The 14,007-nt window shown below is 34.2% G+C and carries 12 protein-coding genes and 1 riboswitch; of the genes, 10 read left to right on the top strand and 2 right to left on the bottom strand.

Features of this window, described 5'->3' with window-relative positions; genetic code table 11:
• Nucleotides 1-38: 38 nt before the first annotated feature.
• The 3 genes from CRO45_RS16950 to CRO45_RS16940 all read left to right on the top strand — a co-directional run bounded on the left by CRO45_RS16950 (nucleotide 39) and on the right by CRO45_RS16940 (nucleotide 2,943).
• The gene (locus CRO45_RS16950) at nucleotides 39-1,328 is read left to right on the top strand and encodes a glycoside hydrolase family 18 protein (protein ID WP_097150844.1); all 1,290 of its coding nucleotides are present in this window, start codon (nucleotides 39-41) and stop codon (nucleotides 1,326-1,328) included.
• 357 nt (nucleotides 1,329-1,685) lie between these two features.
• Nucleotides 1,686-2,162 (top strand): DUF2243 domain-containing protein, encoded by a 477-nt coding sequence (locus CRO45_RS16945; protein WP_235864645.1) that lies wholly within the window; start codon nucleotides 1,686-1,688, stop codon nucleotides 2,160-2,162.
• Nucleotides 2,152-2,943, top strand: a complete 792-nt coding sequence (locus CRO45_RS16940; protein WP_235864644.1) for a cytochrome c oxidase assembly protein — start codon at nucleotides 2,152-2,154, stop codon at nucleotides 2,941-2,943. The genes CRO45_RS16945 and CRO45_RS16940 overlap by 11 nt, the downstream gene beginning before the upstream one ends.
• Nucleotides 2,944-3,007: 64 nt before the next feature.
• Here CRO45_RS16940 and CRO45_RS16935 read toward each other — a convergent pair whose 3' ends face one another.
• On the bottom strand, nucleotides 3,008-4,885 hold the full coding sequence (locus CRO45_RS16935; RefSeq protein WP_328588648.1) for a DNA ligase D: 1,878 nt from the start codon (nucleotides 4,883-4,885) through the stop codon (nucleotides 3,008-3,010).
• 65 nt (nucleotides 4,886-4,950) lie between these two features.
• Here CRO45_RS16935 and ku point away from each other — a divergent pair, with 65 nt between their 5' ends.
• The 3 genes from ku to CRO45_RS16920 all read left to right on the top strand — a co-directional run bounded on the left by ku (nucleotide 4,951) and on the right by CRO45_RS16920 (nucleotide 7,785).
• Complete coding sequence (ku, locus tag CRO45_RS16930; RefSeq protein ID WP_097150812.1) at nucleotides 4,951-5,787, top strand: non-homologous end joining protein Ku; 837 nt, start codon at nucleotides 4,951-4,953, stop codon at nucleotides 5,785-5,787.
• A 155-nt stretch (nucleotides 5,788-5,942) separates the two neighbouring features.
• Nucleotides 5,943-6,482 (top strand): YusW family protein, encoded by a 540-nt coding sequence (locus CRO45_RS16925; protein WP_170949537.1) that lies wholly within the window; start codon nucleotides 5,943-5,945, stop codon nucleotides 6,480-6,482.
• 139 nt (nucleotides 6,483-6,621) lie between these two features.
• Entirely contained in the window at nucleotides 6,622-7,785 is a 1,164-nt protein-coding gene (locus CRO45_RS16920; RefSeq protein ID WP_097150810.1) for an endonuclease Q family protein, read from the top strand.
• Between the two features lie 211 nt (nucleotides 7,786-7,996).
• Here CRO45_RS16920 and CRO45_RS16915 read toward each other — a convergent pair whose 3' ends face one another.
• Entirely contained in the window at nucleotides 7,997-8,743 is a 747-nt protein-coding gene (locus tag CRO45_RS16915; RefSeq protein WP_097150809.1) for an alpha/beta hydrolase, read from the bottom strand.
• Between the two features lie 198 nt (nucleotides 8,744-8,941).
• Between CRO45_RS16915 and CRO45_RS16910 the strand changes: the two genes are divergently transcribed.
• The 4 genes from CRO45_RS16910 to hemG all read left to right on the top strand — a co-directional run bounded on the left by CRO45_RS16910 (nucleotide 8,942) and on the right by hemG (nucleotide 13,767).
• Complete coding sequence (locus CRO45_RS16910) at nucleotides 8,942-9,826, top strand: LysR family transcriptional regulator (RefSeq protein WP_097150808.1); 885 nt, start codon at nucleotides 8,942-8,944, stop codon at nucleotides 9,824-9,826.
• Nucleotides 9,827-9,877: 51 nt separating this feature from the next.
• On the top strand, nucleotides 9,878-10,753 hold the full coding sequence (locus CRO45_RS16905; protein ID WP_097150807.1) for a tetratricopeptide repeat protein: 876 nt from the start codon (nucleotides 9,878-9,880) through the stop codon (nucleotides 10,751-10,753).
• Nucleotides 10,754-10,927: 174 nt separating this feature from the next.
• Nucleotides 10,928-11,854, top strand: coding sequence for a DsbA family protein (locus CRO45_RS16900; RefSeq protein WP_097150806.1), 927 nt, complete (start codon nucleotides 10,928-10,930; stop codon nucleotides 11,852-11,854).
• A 512-nt stretch (nucleotides 11,855-12,366) separates the two neighbouring features.
• Nucleotides 12,367-13,767 (top strand): protoporphyrinogen oxidase, encoded by a 1,401-nt coding sequence (gene hemG, locus CRO45_RS16895; protein WP_097150805.1) that lies wholly within the window; start codon nucleotides 12,367-12,369, stop codon nucleotides 13,765-13,767.
• A gap of 122 nt (nucleotides 13,768-13,889) precedes the next feature.
• Nucleotides 13,890-13,988: riboswitch (SAM riboswitch) on the top strand.
• Nucleotides 13,989-14,007: the final 19 nt, after the last annotated feature.

Here is a 14,007-nt window from a genome sequence, read left to right as displayed (position 1 = left end):
ATTTGAATTGTGAAAAAAGTGATAGAAGGAGTGTTATCATCCAAATCCATGTAGTTCAACAAGGGGATTCTGTATGGGGGATTTCACAAGCATATGGTGTTAATTATCAAACAATATTACAAGCAAATCAATTAAATGAAAATGACGCATTAGTTATTGGGCAAGCGCTTGTTATTCCTATTGTGGGTAGTTATTATTGGGTACGTGCGGGCGATACTTTATTTTCCATTGCACAACGATTTGGTCAAAACCCAAATACACTTGCGCAAATAAACGGAATTAATCCTAATCAGCCATTACAAGTTGGTACGAGGCTTTATATACCACCGATGCAAAAAACGAACGCTGAGGTCAATATATATATTGAGCCGATGGGAGAAACGGTTAGTCAAGAATTGTTAGACCAAGCAAGGGAAGTTGGCCCCTCTTTAACGTATTTAGCTCCGTTTAGTTATGAAGCTAGAAGAGATGGGAGTTTAGATCCTATTCCAACTAACGGAATACCAGAAGTTGCTCGAGAATCGGGCGCCTCATTAATGTTAGTTGTAACGAACTTAGAAGAAGGTCAATTTAGTGATGATTTAGCCAGAGCGATTTTGCAAAGTTCAGCTGTTCAAGATGTATTATTAGAAAACATTGTCGATGAGGCACGCAGAATTGGTGGAGTAACAGATATTCACTTTGATTTTGAATTTTTACCACCAGACCAACGAGAAGCATATAATAATTTTTTACGAAAAGCTGCCGACTATTTGCATAATGAAGGTTTTTTAATTTCGAGCGCGTTGGCACCGAAGACAAGTAGAGAGCAAGCTGGCCAATGGTATGAGGCTCATGATTATCGTGCACATGGTCAAATTGTAGATTTTGTTGTACTGATGACGTATGAGTGGGGTTATTCAGGTGGACCGCCAATGGCTGTTTCTCCAATTGGTCCTGTTGAAGATGTGATTAGGTATGCATTAACTGAAATGCCAGCAAATAAAATTATGATGGGTCAGAATCTTTATGGGTATGATTGGAAGCTCCCTTATGTTGAAGGCGGGGAATATGCTCGTGCGGTTAGTCCACAACGAGCAATTGAAATAGCTAGAGAGAATAATGCAGTTATCGCCTATGATTATGAAGCACAAGCACCAAACTTTAACTATGTAAGCTCAGATGGCGTAGCTCATAAAGTTTGGTTTGAAGATGCGCGGTCAATCCAAGCAAAGATTAATTTAATGAAACGTCTTGGTTTACGTGGCATTAGTTATTGGAAATTAGGCTTCCCATTCCCACAAAATTGGTTATTAATTAATGAGAACTTTAATGTGGTGAAGAGATAATTAAATATTTTTAATGGCTCTCGTTTTTGGGGAGCCATTTTTTTGTGGATTCTAAAAAGTCCTGAATTTTTTCTAATATTCCACGTGAATTTTCTAATAACATATGTATTTATTCTAATATGTGCTTCAAACCTAGGGAAATCAAAAGACGATTCTAATAAGTCGTGAATTTTTCTAATATCCCTCGTGGATTTTCTAATAACAAATGCATTTTTTCTAATATCTGCATCTAACAGGCTAAGCGCCAACTTGTTATGCGTTCTATTTCTAGAATAATTACGTAGTCGCTATTATAAAAATCATCTTTCATGGCAAATATGAAATTAATGGAAAATTATGCGAAAGAGGATTGGGAAAATGAGGACACTAAATCGAACAACGGAATCTTTAAATTTTTGGTCTGGGATTTTATTTGGATTAGGCGCTGTTGCATTTATTGATGAAGTGATTTTTCATCAACTACTTCACTGGCACCATTTTTACGATAAGTCGACAACGAGTGTTGGATTAATTTCAGATGGATTATTTCATGCATTTAGCTGGTTTGCGACAGTCGCAGCATTATTTATGGTCGCCGATTTAAAAAAGAAAAATAGTTGGCAGAAGAAACGTTGGTTTGGTTCGTATATATTGGGGGCAGGGGTATTCCAATTGTATGACGGTATTATCCAACATAAACTTATGAGGTTACATCAAATACGATACGATGTTGAAATTTTTTACTATGACTTAGTTTGGAATGTTATAGCTGCAATCATGATTGTGATTGGATTAATTATTTTAAAAGGTGAAAAAAATAAAACAAAAGTGAGTGAGGGAAAAGTTGCATCATAATGACTATCCAATGAATCTAGTTAGCTTTTTATGGCTCATTCCCTTTATCCTAATTATTTTCTTATATATATTAGCTATTAACTATTCAAATAAAGTATTCCGTAAATGGCCTTTCTATCGAACTATATTATTTATTATGGGTATTATTGTTATTGCTTCGGCATGCATCGGGCCTATTGCAGAAAATGCTCATACTAATTTCGTCTTTCATATGTATAGTCATCTATTACTAGGAATGTTAGGTCCATTGTTAATCGCTCTTTCAGCACCTATGACATTATTACTTCGATCTATACCAGTGCCAGCTGCTAGAAAAGTAAGTAAGTTATTGAAGAGTAAATATATTCAAACTGTGAGTCATCCAATCATAGCAAGCACGTTAAATTTAGGAGGGCTATGGCTTCTTTATACAACGAAATTATTTGAAGCAATGCACCATTCCTGGCTTCTGGCGTTAATCGTACATTTACACATATTTTTGGCTGGGTATTTATTTACAATCTCTATTATTTATATTGACCCAACACCACATCGTACCTCTTTTAAGATGCGTTCAATTGTAATCATTCTTTACATGGCTGGTCATAGTATTCTATCCAAATGGATTTATGTAAATCCTCCGCGTGGTGTATCAAAGCAAGATGCTGAGTTAGGTGGTATGACGATGTACTATGGTGGAGACTTTATAGATGTTATCGTCGTTATTATTTTATGGTATCAACTTTATAGTTCTTCAAGGGTTAAAAAGTCTACAACCTTAACTAGTTATTCCTTCAATTAGAAAAACCTTCACCTCGAAATTATCCAATTGTATTAACTGGACAATTTACAATTTAGGTGAAGGTTTATTTTCTTGTTTCAATTAACTTTTTCAGGTTAGCTAGAACGACCTCGAAATTTTGATTTTCACCAACTTCTCTAAAGTGTAAAAAAGGATCTCCATCTTTTCTAATACGTTCGATTACTACAGGTATAGTGAATAATTCAGGTCGCAATTTGTGTGTAACTTCTTCCCAACGTAGAGGTGTAGCTATACAGCCAAGCTCATTTCCTCTAGATGAGTACGGAGCAATAATCGTTTTTCCTTCCGCGTGTTGAATATAATCCAAATACAATTTCCCGTGTCGGTTCTTTTTTAACCGTTCTGTCGTAAATTTACTTGGCGCTTCCATACATAAATACATACATACAAACTCAGTAAAAATTCGTGTATCATCATACGAAAAAGTGCTTTTTGGTATAGGAATATAGATTTGTAATCCCTTTCCACCTGATGTTTTAACAAATGATTGTAAACCTAGTTGATCAAAAATCTCTTTCATCATTAAGGCGGCATCTATAGCGAGAGTGAATTCATTTACTGATGGTGGGTCTAAATCAAAAACAATCTCGGTTGGGAATTCTGTATCGATTGTTTGAAAAGGTATATGAAATTCCAGTGCGAGTTGATTGCCTAACCATAAAAGTGTTTCTATATTATTACAAATAATATAATTTATGTCTTCATGTCGCTTTGTTTGCACAAAATCCGGTGTGTAATCAGGAGCATTTTTTTGATAGAAACTTTCTCCAGGAACTCCGTGTGGAAATCGAATTGCCGTAAGTAACCTGTTCTTTAAAAAAGGAAGTTGGTACTGTGCAACTTGTTGTAAAAAATGTAAGTAGTCGTCTTTTTCTAAGTTAGCTTTTGGCCATACCGGCTTATCTGGATGAGTAATTTGCACAACCTCTGGAATAGGGTTTAGAGATCTTTGCATTGCCCTCCAATTCACTTCTTGAAGTTCTACGTCGAAGCAGAATTTATGAAATCTCGGTTCCCTTAGTTTCTTTCCATCAAAGTCGATACAAGCAATTTCTACACAGATAGATGGTTCTAGTGACCATACTTCAGAAGATAATTTTCTACCATTTTTCTGAAAAAAGGAAACTAACGTGTCCATTTCAGATTCAGAAAGGCCATGCTTGAAAATAACAATTTCCACTAATTGTCCATCTCTATAAACAGAACCATGGAAATAGCTATTTTCTTTGTCATACTTTGTTACAATCACTTTCACAAATCGCCAATTTTTTAGTTTTAGCCATTGTCTTGAGCGAACTCCACTTGACCAAACGCTATTAATAGTTTTCGCAATAACCCCTTCACCATTATATTTCTTCACCTTTCCCCAAGCTTCTTGTTCATCTTTAAATACATCGATTAATTGGAATAAATAATTTTTATCATTAAGTACATTAGTCGGAGCATGAATTGTTTCGAATATAGATTTTAACAAGCTTTTTCTTTCTGAAAGTATATATTGTGAAATATTTAATCCTTTATATTCAACAACATCGAATGCAATAAAGTGACAAGGAAAAGTTTTAGATGATTGTTCTATCGTATCTTCGGCCCGCATTTTTCCACGGGTTTGTACGATAGAAAATTCACTTTTAAATGGGTTGGTTAAATAACAAAGCTCACCATCTAAAATAAGTGGAAGAAATGGATATATTATGTTTGTATATTGCTCACAAGATGCAATAACTTCAGGAAACAATTGCGATAATTCTTTTTCATTGCGACTCATTAGTTTAATTCCACTATGATCCCAATACAAAAGACATCGATAACCGTCATATTTTGTTTCGTAGATCCAATTGTTCGTTAAAGGGATTTCTTCAGCTGGAGTTAAAAGCATTGGTTTCAATAGCAAAACCTCTTTTTTCATTAGTTTTTGGATATCTTTTGTACTTATACATAGAAGAATGAAAACAACAGATAATAAGAAAAAAGTAGGTGAGAAAAATGCATACAGTTTGGAAAGGTAGCATTAGTTTTGGATTAGTTAATATTCCAATTAAGCTACATACAGCTACAGAAAATCGAGATATAAAATTACGACAGCTGCATAAAGAATGTCACAGTCCGATTAACTATAGTAAAGTATGTCCTGTTTGCGATAAGGAAATTAAAAACGAAGAAATTGTTAAAGCGTACGAGTATTCTAAAAATAAATTTGTCGTTCTGGATGATGAGGAATTAGAAAACTTAAAAAAAGAAAATGAAGATAAATCAGTAGAAATATTAGAATTCGTAAAATTGGAGGAAATTGATCCAATTTACTTCGAAAAAAGTTATTTCTTAGCTCCGGATAGTGGAGGTGGGAAACCATATGCACTATTACGTAAGGCGCTACAAGAATCAGGGAAAATTGGAGTTGCCAAAATTACAATTCGTTCAAAAGAACAGCTTGCCATTGTGCGTGTGTATAAAGATACGTTATTAATGGAGACAATTCATTTTCCAGATGAAGTCCGAAATGCGGAAGAGGTTCCGAATATCCCTAGTGATGAAAAAATAGCTCAAAAAGAGTTAGATACGGCAATGATGTTAATCGAACAGCTATCTGATAAATTTGAGCCAGATAAATACCAAGATGATTACCGTACAGCATTATTAGAATTAATCGAAAAGAAAAAAGCGGGCGAGCTAACGGTTACAGCATCAGAAAAGGAAACAACAATCCCTTCAGATATGACCGACTTAATGTCTGCTTTACAAGCATCTCTTGATAAAACACGTAAGAAATCAACGACAACAACTACTCGAAAAAGAAAAACTGCTGTTAAGAAAAAAGCATAAGTTACAATAGCCATCTGCATCAAATATGCAGATGGTTTTTTCAGATTTTCTACTCGTGAAAAAATCATGTAGATAAAGGATAAAATCTCATTTCTCGGGGAAAATATGTGAGAAATAACATATTAAAGGGATGGTGCATATTAATGAGGATTTTTATGATCATGTTATTAAGTTTGTCTATGGTGCTGTTTTATGGTTGTAATACGTCAGCAAATGATAAGGATAATACAGAAGAAACAACTTCCAATAATAACAATGCTGATGTTGCAAATACGGAACAAACGAAGACACAAGAAGATACAGACGCAGTCAATAACCAACATGCAAATGAGCGAACTGAAGTGAATAACAATGGAGGAAAAGAAGTTACCGCTCTAACACAGTATCTAGACTTCGACTTAGACATTGAGTATGCTAATGACATTTCATTTGAAGTGGATTATGAATATCTTGGTGAAAATAACATTAAAGCAGAAATTGAAGACGAAGTGAATAATGTCCGAGTATCAGGTGAAGAAGCAAAAAACAGTTTACTAAAATACTTTGAACAATTGAATTTTGATGAAAATACCGACGAAAGTGAAATTGTTGTTCAAATATTAACTGCTTTCGATTTAACAGATGACTTTAAGAAATTCGAATTAGAAGTTAGATATAATTCGGGAACAGTGAAAGAATATAAAATAATAAATTAATAATCACGAAATGGTAAACCCTAAGAGAAGAAAAACTTTAGGGTTTATTTTTTTGGAGTTATTTGTCATTAATCTAATTGTAAGATTTTTAATTTAAAGTGACAGACTAAAAGTAAAATTCAAGCTGAAAGGAAGCATTATGAACAGTCATTATTTTGCAGATTTACATATTCACATCGGTAGGACAGAAAGTGGAAAAGCCGTAAAAATTACAGGTAGTAGAGACCTTACACTGAAGAATATTCTTGATACGGCAAGTTCTAAAAAAGGTTTAGATATTATAGGTATAATTGATTGCCATTCTCCAGAAGTAATTGAAGAGGTTGAAGTACTCATAAAAAAAGGTGAAATAGAACAATTGTCACAAGGTGGTTTACGTTATCAAAACACAACCTTAATTCCTGGTTCTGAAATTGAAATATATGATGAAAACTGTCACGGTCCAATACATGTGTTAGCGTACTTTCCTACATTAACAATAATGAAGGAATTCTCTAATTGGATGAGTTTACATCTTAAAAATATACAACTAAGTTCACAGAGGATTTATTGTGATGGGCTAACATTACAAAATAAGGTTAAGGAATTGGGTGGACTTTTTATACCTGCTCATGTATTTACGCCATTTAAAAGTTTGTATGGTAAAGGAGTAATCAGTAGCTTAACGGAGGTATTTGATCCAACATTAATTGATGGAATTGAACTTGGATTAAGTTCTGATTCAGAAATGGTGAAATATATAAGTGAATTAGAGAGATATACATTTGTCACAAACTCCGATGCCCATTCTCTTGGAAAACTAGCGCGTGAATATCAAAAAGTGGAGTTGAAGGATGCAACCTTTGAAGAACTCCAACTTGCTTTACAAGAAAGAGAAGGACGAAAAGTTGTTGAAAACTATGGATTGAATCCTTTACTTGGTAAGTATCATTCAACAGCATGTGCAAATTGTAGTGAGCCATTAACTAAAGGAGAATCTGTTTGTCTTAATTGTGGGAGCCGTCACTTTATAAAAGGAGTTTCCACACGCATTCATGAGCTGTCAGATTTACAAGAGCCAAGAAGAAAAAGGCCACCTTATGTCCATCAAGTACCTTTAGATTTCATTCCAGGGGTTGGGCCAAAAATGATTGAACGTATGTTAAATGCTTTTGGGACCGAAATGAATATATTACATTTCGTTACCTTGGAACAATTAGAAGAGGTTATTCCTCAAAAGATTGCTATACTTATTGATAAAGCACGTAAAGGGCAATTATCGATCGATGTAGGTGGTGCAGGAAAGTATGGGAAGGTACAATAACAAGTTATAGGATAATCTCGTTAACACTATACAAATAATAAAAACAAGCTACAATTTAAGACGGGGAATCTTAAATGTAGCTTGTTTATAGGGATGTAATGCCACAAAGGACATTTATTTTATAGCAAATTGGGGAATTTGCTAGGGGATACAATAATAATGTTGCCAATTTTAAGATTTTTAAACAGACAATTTAAAAATTTTAAAAAATTTAATCATTCCATTTTAAACTTTCAAAGAATCGGTAAACTTCTTCAAAAACAAGTTCCTTTTCTTTATCTAAAGTTAAAATATGACCAGAATTAATAAAACTCTTTACTGATTTAATACGTGATTTTACAGAATTATATATTATATCTGCACTTTGGCAGTAATAATCATCATCATTCAGTCCTCGTAAAATATGAACTGGTGTTTGAATTGTATCTAATTTTGAACTTGTATCATTAATCATACCTTGTAAATACTCAAGGGACGGCATGCGAACATATTGAGCCACTTTTGAAGGGCTGTCATTTTGTTCATCGTATGTGCCAGACAATTTTTTATATTTAATCGCATAATCGACAATTCGATTTTGAAGACTATCCGTACTTTTTGCAATAGCAGGTGCACTCATTGCTACAATAGCTTTCGTTGGACGTTCTTCGCCAAGTCTTAAGGAGAAGATTCCTCCAAGTGAAACTCCAGCAACCGCAATTTCATCATAACCTAGACTACGTAAATAATCATACCCTTCTACAGCACTATTCCACCATTCGATTGGGTCTGTATTAATAAGTGCTTCTGGCGCCCCACCGTGTCCTTTATACAATGGTGCGTGAACAGTATAATTGCGTTCTGCTAAATAACGACCTAAACGTTTTACATCGTTTGTATTGCCAGTAAAACCATGAAGTAATAGAACAGCACGATTGCTAGCCTCTATAGTAAATGGTTTTGGCGGGATGATTTTCATTTTTTATAACTCCTTTTAAGTATCGTTGTTTTGTGTCAAAGAAATGAAAATTAACTAAAAGTGGTTGTTTTTTTTAAAACAATTTGATATGCAAACTTAATGTTAATGCTTATTATAGTAGTAACAATACATAAGTACAATTTATTATTTTTATTAAATCAATTCCCAAAAGTTATCGATTAGAAAGAGGTAAGATAGTTGGAAATTCAACAATTGGAATATTTTAAAACGGTTGCTCAATTGCAACATATGACCCAAGCTGCTGAAAAGTTAAATATTTCTCAACCAGCTTTAAGTAAGTCTATTTCGAATATCGAACAAATATTGGGAGTGCCACTTTTTGATCGGCAAGGTCGATCGATATTTCTTAACCGATATGGGAAATTGTTTTTAGAAAGCGTAGATATTATTTTAGATGAATTTGATAAAGCAAAAGAAGAAATAAATGAATTAGTGAAACCAGGATTTGGTGAAGTTTCTTTTGGTTTTATCCATACGTTAGGTATGTCTGTAGTTCCTGAATTAATGGCACATATTCCTCTAAAGTATCCTAATATGAAATTTACGTTAACCCAAAGCTCTTCCTATAATTTATTAAAAGGTCTAGAAGAAGGAAGCATCGATTTATGTTTATCTCAAAAAATTCAGTCAAAAATAATGGATATACAGTGGGTAGAGCTTTGGAGTGAAGAACTATTTGTCATAGTTCCAAATAATCACAAATTCGCCAATCATGATACAATTCGATTAGAAGAAATAAAGGACGAAAAGTTTATTTCTATTAAGCGTGGAAATGCCTTAAGAAATATTGTTGATCAATTTTTGGAGCAAGCTGGAGTAACGGCAAATACGACATTTGCAGGTGAAGAAATGCACACTGTAGCAGGATTTGTTGGAGCAGGACTAGGTGTTTCTTTAATTCCGGAGATTAAAGGTTTAAATGAATATCATGTCAAAAAGATTAGAGTTACAGATCCTGTTTGTGAAAGAAAAATTGGCGTTGCTTGGGCGAAAGGGCGTTATTTATCACCTGCTGCAACTCAATTTAAAAATTATTTAGTTGAATATTATTCGAACAAATAAGTAATCACTTTTTTAACTGCATTTAAACAAACCGAATTTAGGTGGTAATTTTTGTACTCAAATAAAGAATTGTTATTACAATTACTTGAAGAATCAAGTAACCCATTAAACGAATTACAAATTAATGACATACTGTCCCAGCTTGATCTTGCACGTAACGGAAATGAAGAAGCAATGTTATATGTTGCTGAAACTTATAAGCAGATTAAAAAAAATGATGGCTATCTATTTTGGTTGCAAAGTGCTGCTTCGAGAGGAAATACTGAAGCGCAATATTTATTAGCGAATTGCTATATCGATGGCGAGATAATGGAAGAAGATTATGAAGAAGCTTTTAAGCTTTATAAAAAGGCAGCTGAAAAAGGACACGCTGACGCGGCAAACAACTTAGCTGATATGTACTTAAACGGTGAAGGTGTAGAAGAAAACGAGGTAGAGGCAGTTAAGTGGTTTACATTTGCGGCAGAACAAAATGTTCCAGAAGCAATGTTTACTTTAGGGATACTCTATGAACAAGGTGTAGGAATTGAAAAAGATGAAGAACGTGCTTTCCAATATTACTTGCAAGCTGCCGAACTTGGTGATGAAGAAGCACAATATCGTATAGGTTCCATATATTTAGATGGGCTGTTAGGAAAAGAACAAAATATAAAAACGGCAATTGATTGGTTTAAAAAAGGCGCAAATGTCTATCATGTAGATTCATTATTTAACCTAGGTTTTATTTTTGAGAATGGAATTGATATTGGGCGTAATGGCAAGTTGGCTCTCTCCTACTACAAACAAGCTTCACTCCTAGGGGATCTACAATCTAAAATAAATATTGCAAGGATTTATGAACAAGGGATTGACGTGAAAAAAGATCTGGAAAAAGCGAAAAAATGGCGATTACTTGCAGAACAACAAATTAATATGATGGAAAAATAACTTTCGATTTAATCGAAGGTTATTTTTTATTTGGGCGATAGTTTTTTAAACACTTTCGATTATGTGTTGGATAAACGACAGATTGAAGGAATTATTGGTGTTGTTGATTTTTAATATCACCTAAACTGTAGTTAACCAAAGGAAATAAAACATTAATAGAGAGGGGTTTTTAAAATGAAGAATCAACAAATGATTTGTGATTTAGAAACAGGAGTATGTGGTGTATCAGAAGAGGAGGAGTTACAAGTTATTGATTTCAACCAACCTAAGAAAACGGTTAACTTATACTACGTAACAGATCCTATCTGTTCACATTGTTGGGCAATTGAACCTGTACTAGGTCGATTTGTAGAACAGTATGGCCATTACTTTAACTTCAAGGCAGTTATGGGTGGACTGTTAGAAAAATGGCATGACGGTCCAATAGATCCGGCAAACGGTATTTTTAAACCGGCAGATGTTGCACCTCATTGGAGAGAAGTTGGGGAATTTTCAAGAATGCCGATTGATGGTTCATTAATGATTGATAATCCAGTACAATCCTCATTCCCACCATCTCGTGTATTTAAAGTGATTCAACAAAAGTATGACGATGAACTAGCATTAAAATTTTTACGCCGAATGAGAGAAGAGTTGTTTGCATTTAATCAAAATATTTCAGAGGAATCTGTATTGATTGATATTGTAAACAAACTTGGATTAGATGGTGAAGCAATCGTAAATGAAGCAGAGAGAGGAAATGGTAACAAGTTATTGAATGAAGACTTTGCTCTTACAAGAAGTTTAGGTGCTAGAGGCTTCCCTACTATTATTATGGTTAATGAAGAGAACAAAGGTGTGAAAATTGTAGGTGGTCGCCCATTCGAATACTATGTGGAAGGGTTAAAACAAATATTGGGTGAGGAAGACATCCAACCGAAACAACAACCATCTTTAGCTAAATTACTTCCAAAAGAGAAGCTTTTATTCTCAAAAGAAATTGAAGTAATGTACGATCTAGAGCAATCAGAAGTTCAAGCTTTTGTTGATAAGGAATTAGCTGAAGACAGCTACCAAGTGAGGGAAATTCTGGGGGAAGTTTATATTACGCATAATGAATAGTTAAAACTGGGAATCCATCGGTGTTGAGGAGAGTCGACGCTGATGGATTTTTTTATTTTTGTGAGTTGCATGATAAAAAATGTGTTGTCCTGAGAAAATCGTCACGCAATAGTGAGTTACGTGACAAAAAATGGAGAGACCCGAGAAAGTTGTCACGCAAAAGCAGATTGCATGACAAAAAGTAAGGAATCCTTGGTAAGTTGTCACGCAAAAGCGAGTTGCATGACAAAAAATGGAGAGTCCCAAGAAAGTTGTCACTCAAAAGCAGGTTGCATGACAAAAAGTAAAGAATCCTTGGTAAGTTGTCACGCAAAAGCGAGTTGCATGACAAAAAATGGAGAGTCCCAAGTAAGATGTCACGCAAAAACATGTTTCCAAGTCAAACTACAACTTTTTGTTGCAGTCTTGCCCATCATTCAAAGCAAATTCCGAAATTTGTAATACATCTCACAATTATTACAAAAGAAAAAGGCTTATACTAAGAGTACTAGGACACAAGAGGAGTTGTGTATATGAAAACTGTAGCAGTGATTGGTGGAGGTATTACAGGTGTTACAACAATGTATTACCTTAACAAAAAATTAAAAGAAGAAAATATTGAAGCGCGATTAGTATTAGTAGAGAAAAACCCATATCTCGGTGGGAAAATGCATACTGTCTATGAACAGGGGTACATAATGGAGAGTGGCGCGGATTCAATGGTTGCTAGATATCCAGGAATACTTGAATTAGTTCGCGAGTTAAATTTTGAATCAGAACTTGTTTATAACGAGACAGGTATTTCTTATATTCATACAAATAACGAACTACACGCCATTCCAGCAGGTTCTACTTTTGGAATCCCCATGAGTGAAGAATCATTAATGGCGAGTACGTTAATTTCAGAAGAAGGAAAAAAACGTGTACTTCAAGATGCTGACATTCCGAATACGCAATTTACAAAAGAAAGTTCAATTGGTGAATTTCTAGAATATTTCTTAGGAGAAGAAATTGTAAAAAAGCAAATTGCACCAGTTCTTGCAGGTGTTTATTCAGGCAACCTTTACGAGTTATCTCTTCGCTCTACTTTACCTTATTTAGTCGACTATAAAAATGAATACGGAAGTATTATGAAAGGGTTCCAAGCAAATCGAGAAAAATTTGAAAGGGATGCGAATAAAAAATTCATTTCCTTCAAAAAAGGATTATCTGCCTTTATTAATCGAATAGAAGAACACCTGCCTAATGTGGAAATTTATAAAAATCGAGAAACAACGAAAGTTAAAAAGACTACCGAAGGATATGAAGTAAATTTTAGTGACGGTGAAACTCTTCAAGCCGATGTAGTAATTTTAGCATTACCTAATCAAGCTGTGCGTTCATTAATAAGCGATCAAGAGCTCGATCAATATCTAGAAAAATTTACTAATGCATCAGCGATTACGATGTATTTAGGTTTTGATTTACCTGATTCGATTCTTCCTGCCGATGGTACAGGGTTTATCGTTTCTCATAATAGTGATCTAGTATGTAATGCTTCAACTTGGACGAGCCGTAAATGGAAGCACACTTCTTTAAACGGCAATCTACTTGTACGTTTATTTTATAAAAGTAATAATCCACGTTATGACGAATTAGAAAAGATGACTAAAGAGGAGTTAACAGAAGTTGCACTTCAAGATATAAAGTTAAGTTTAAATATAGAAGAAAAGCCAGTTGTAGTACATGTGAGAAAGTGGATTGACCAAATGCCAAGATATGATTTAGCGCATAACGAAGCGTTACAAGATGTTCTTAGTCAGTTGGATTCAAATTATCCTAATCTTTTGATAGCTGGTTGTTCGTATTTTGGTGTGGGTATCGGAGCTTGTATTGATAACGGTAAGGGTACAGCGCAGAAAGTTTTATCTATGCTAAATGTAGACAAATCATAAAATTATAACAAAAGTGTTGAAGTATTTAGAATTTTAAGATATGATTCAATCTAAGCTTTACTTTAATCAGTAAAAGTCTATCACCTTCATAGGTATTAGCAAATTATTATAATAGAATAAGATTCTTATCAAGAGAAGCGGAGGGACTGGCCCGAGGATGCTTCAGCAACCAACATTTATGTAAGGTGCTAAATCCAGCGGGTAAATCCGATAGATAAGAAGGAATTTCATATCAAAATG

Source organism: Ureibacillus acetophenoni, assembly GCF_900220965.1.
Classification (GTDB): Bacteria; Bacillota; Bacilli; order Bacillales_A; family Planococcaceae; genus Ureibacillus; species Ureibacillus acetophenoni.
The sequence above is the reverse complement of the archived record's forward strand: the minus strand, read 5'-3'. Positions and strand labels throughout refer to the sequence as shown.

Excerpts from the sequence above, each read along its gene's own strand:
- CRO45_RS16925 (WP_170949537.1), top strand. The coding sequence starts at position 5,943 with ATGATCATGTTATTAAGTTTGTCTATGGTGCTGTTTTATGGTTGTAAT.
- CRO45_RS16915 (WP_097150809.1), bottom strand. The coding sequence starts at position 8,743 with ATGAAAATCATCCCGCCAAAACCATTTACTATAGAGGCTAGCAATCGT.
- ku (WP_097150812.1), top strand. The coding sequence starts at position 4,951 with ATGCATACAGTTTGGAAAGGTAGCATTAGTTTTGGATTAGTTAATATT.
- CRO45_RS16920 (WP_097150810.1), top strand. The coding sequence starts at position 6,622 with ATGAACAGTCATTATTTTGCAGATTTACATATTCACATCGGTAGGACA.
- CRO45_RS16945 (WP_235864645.1), top strand. The coding sequence starts at position 1,686 with ATGAGGACACTAAATCGAACAACGGAATCTTTAAATTTTTGGTCTGGG.
- CRO45_RS16900 (WP_097150806.1), top strand. The coding sequence starts at position 10,928 with ATGAAGAATCAACAAATGATTTGTGATTTAGAAACAGGAGTATGTGGT.
- hemG (WP_097150805.1), top strand. The coding sequence starts at position 12,367 with ATGAAAACTGTAGCAGTGATTGGTGGAGGTATTACAGGTGTTACAACA.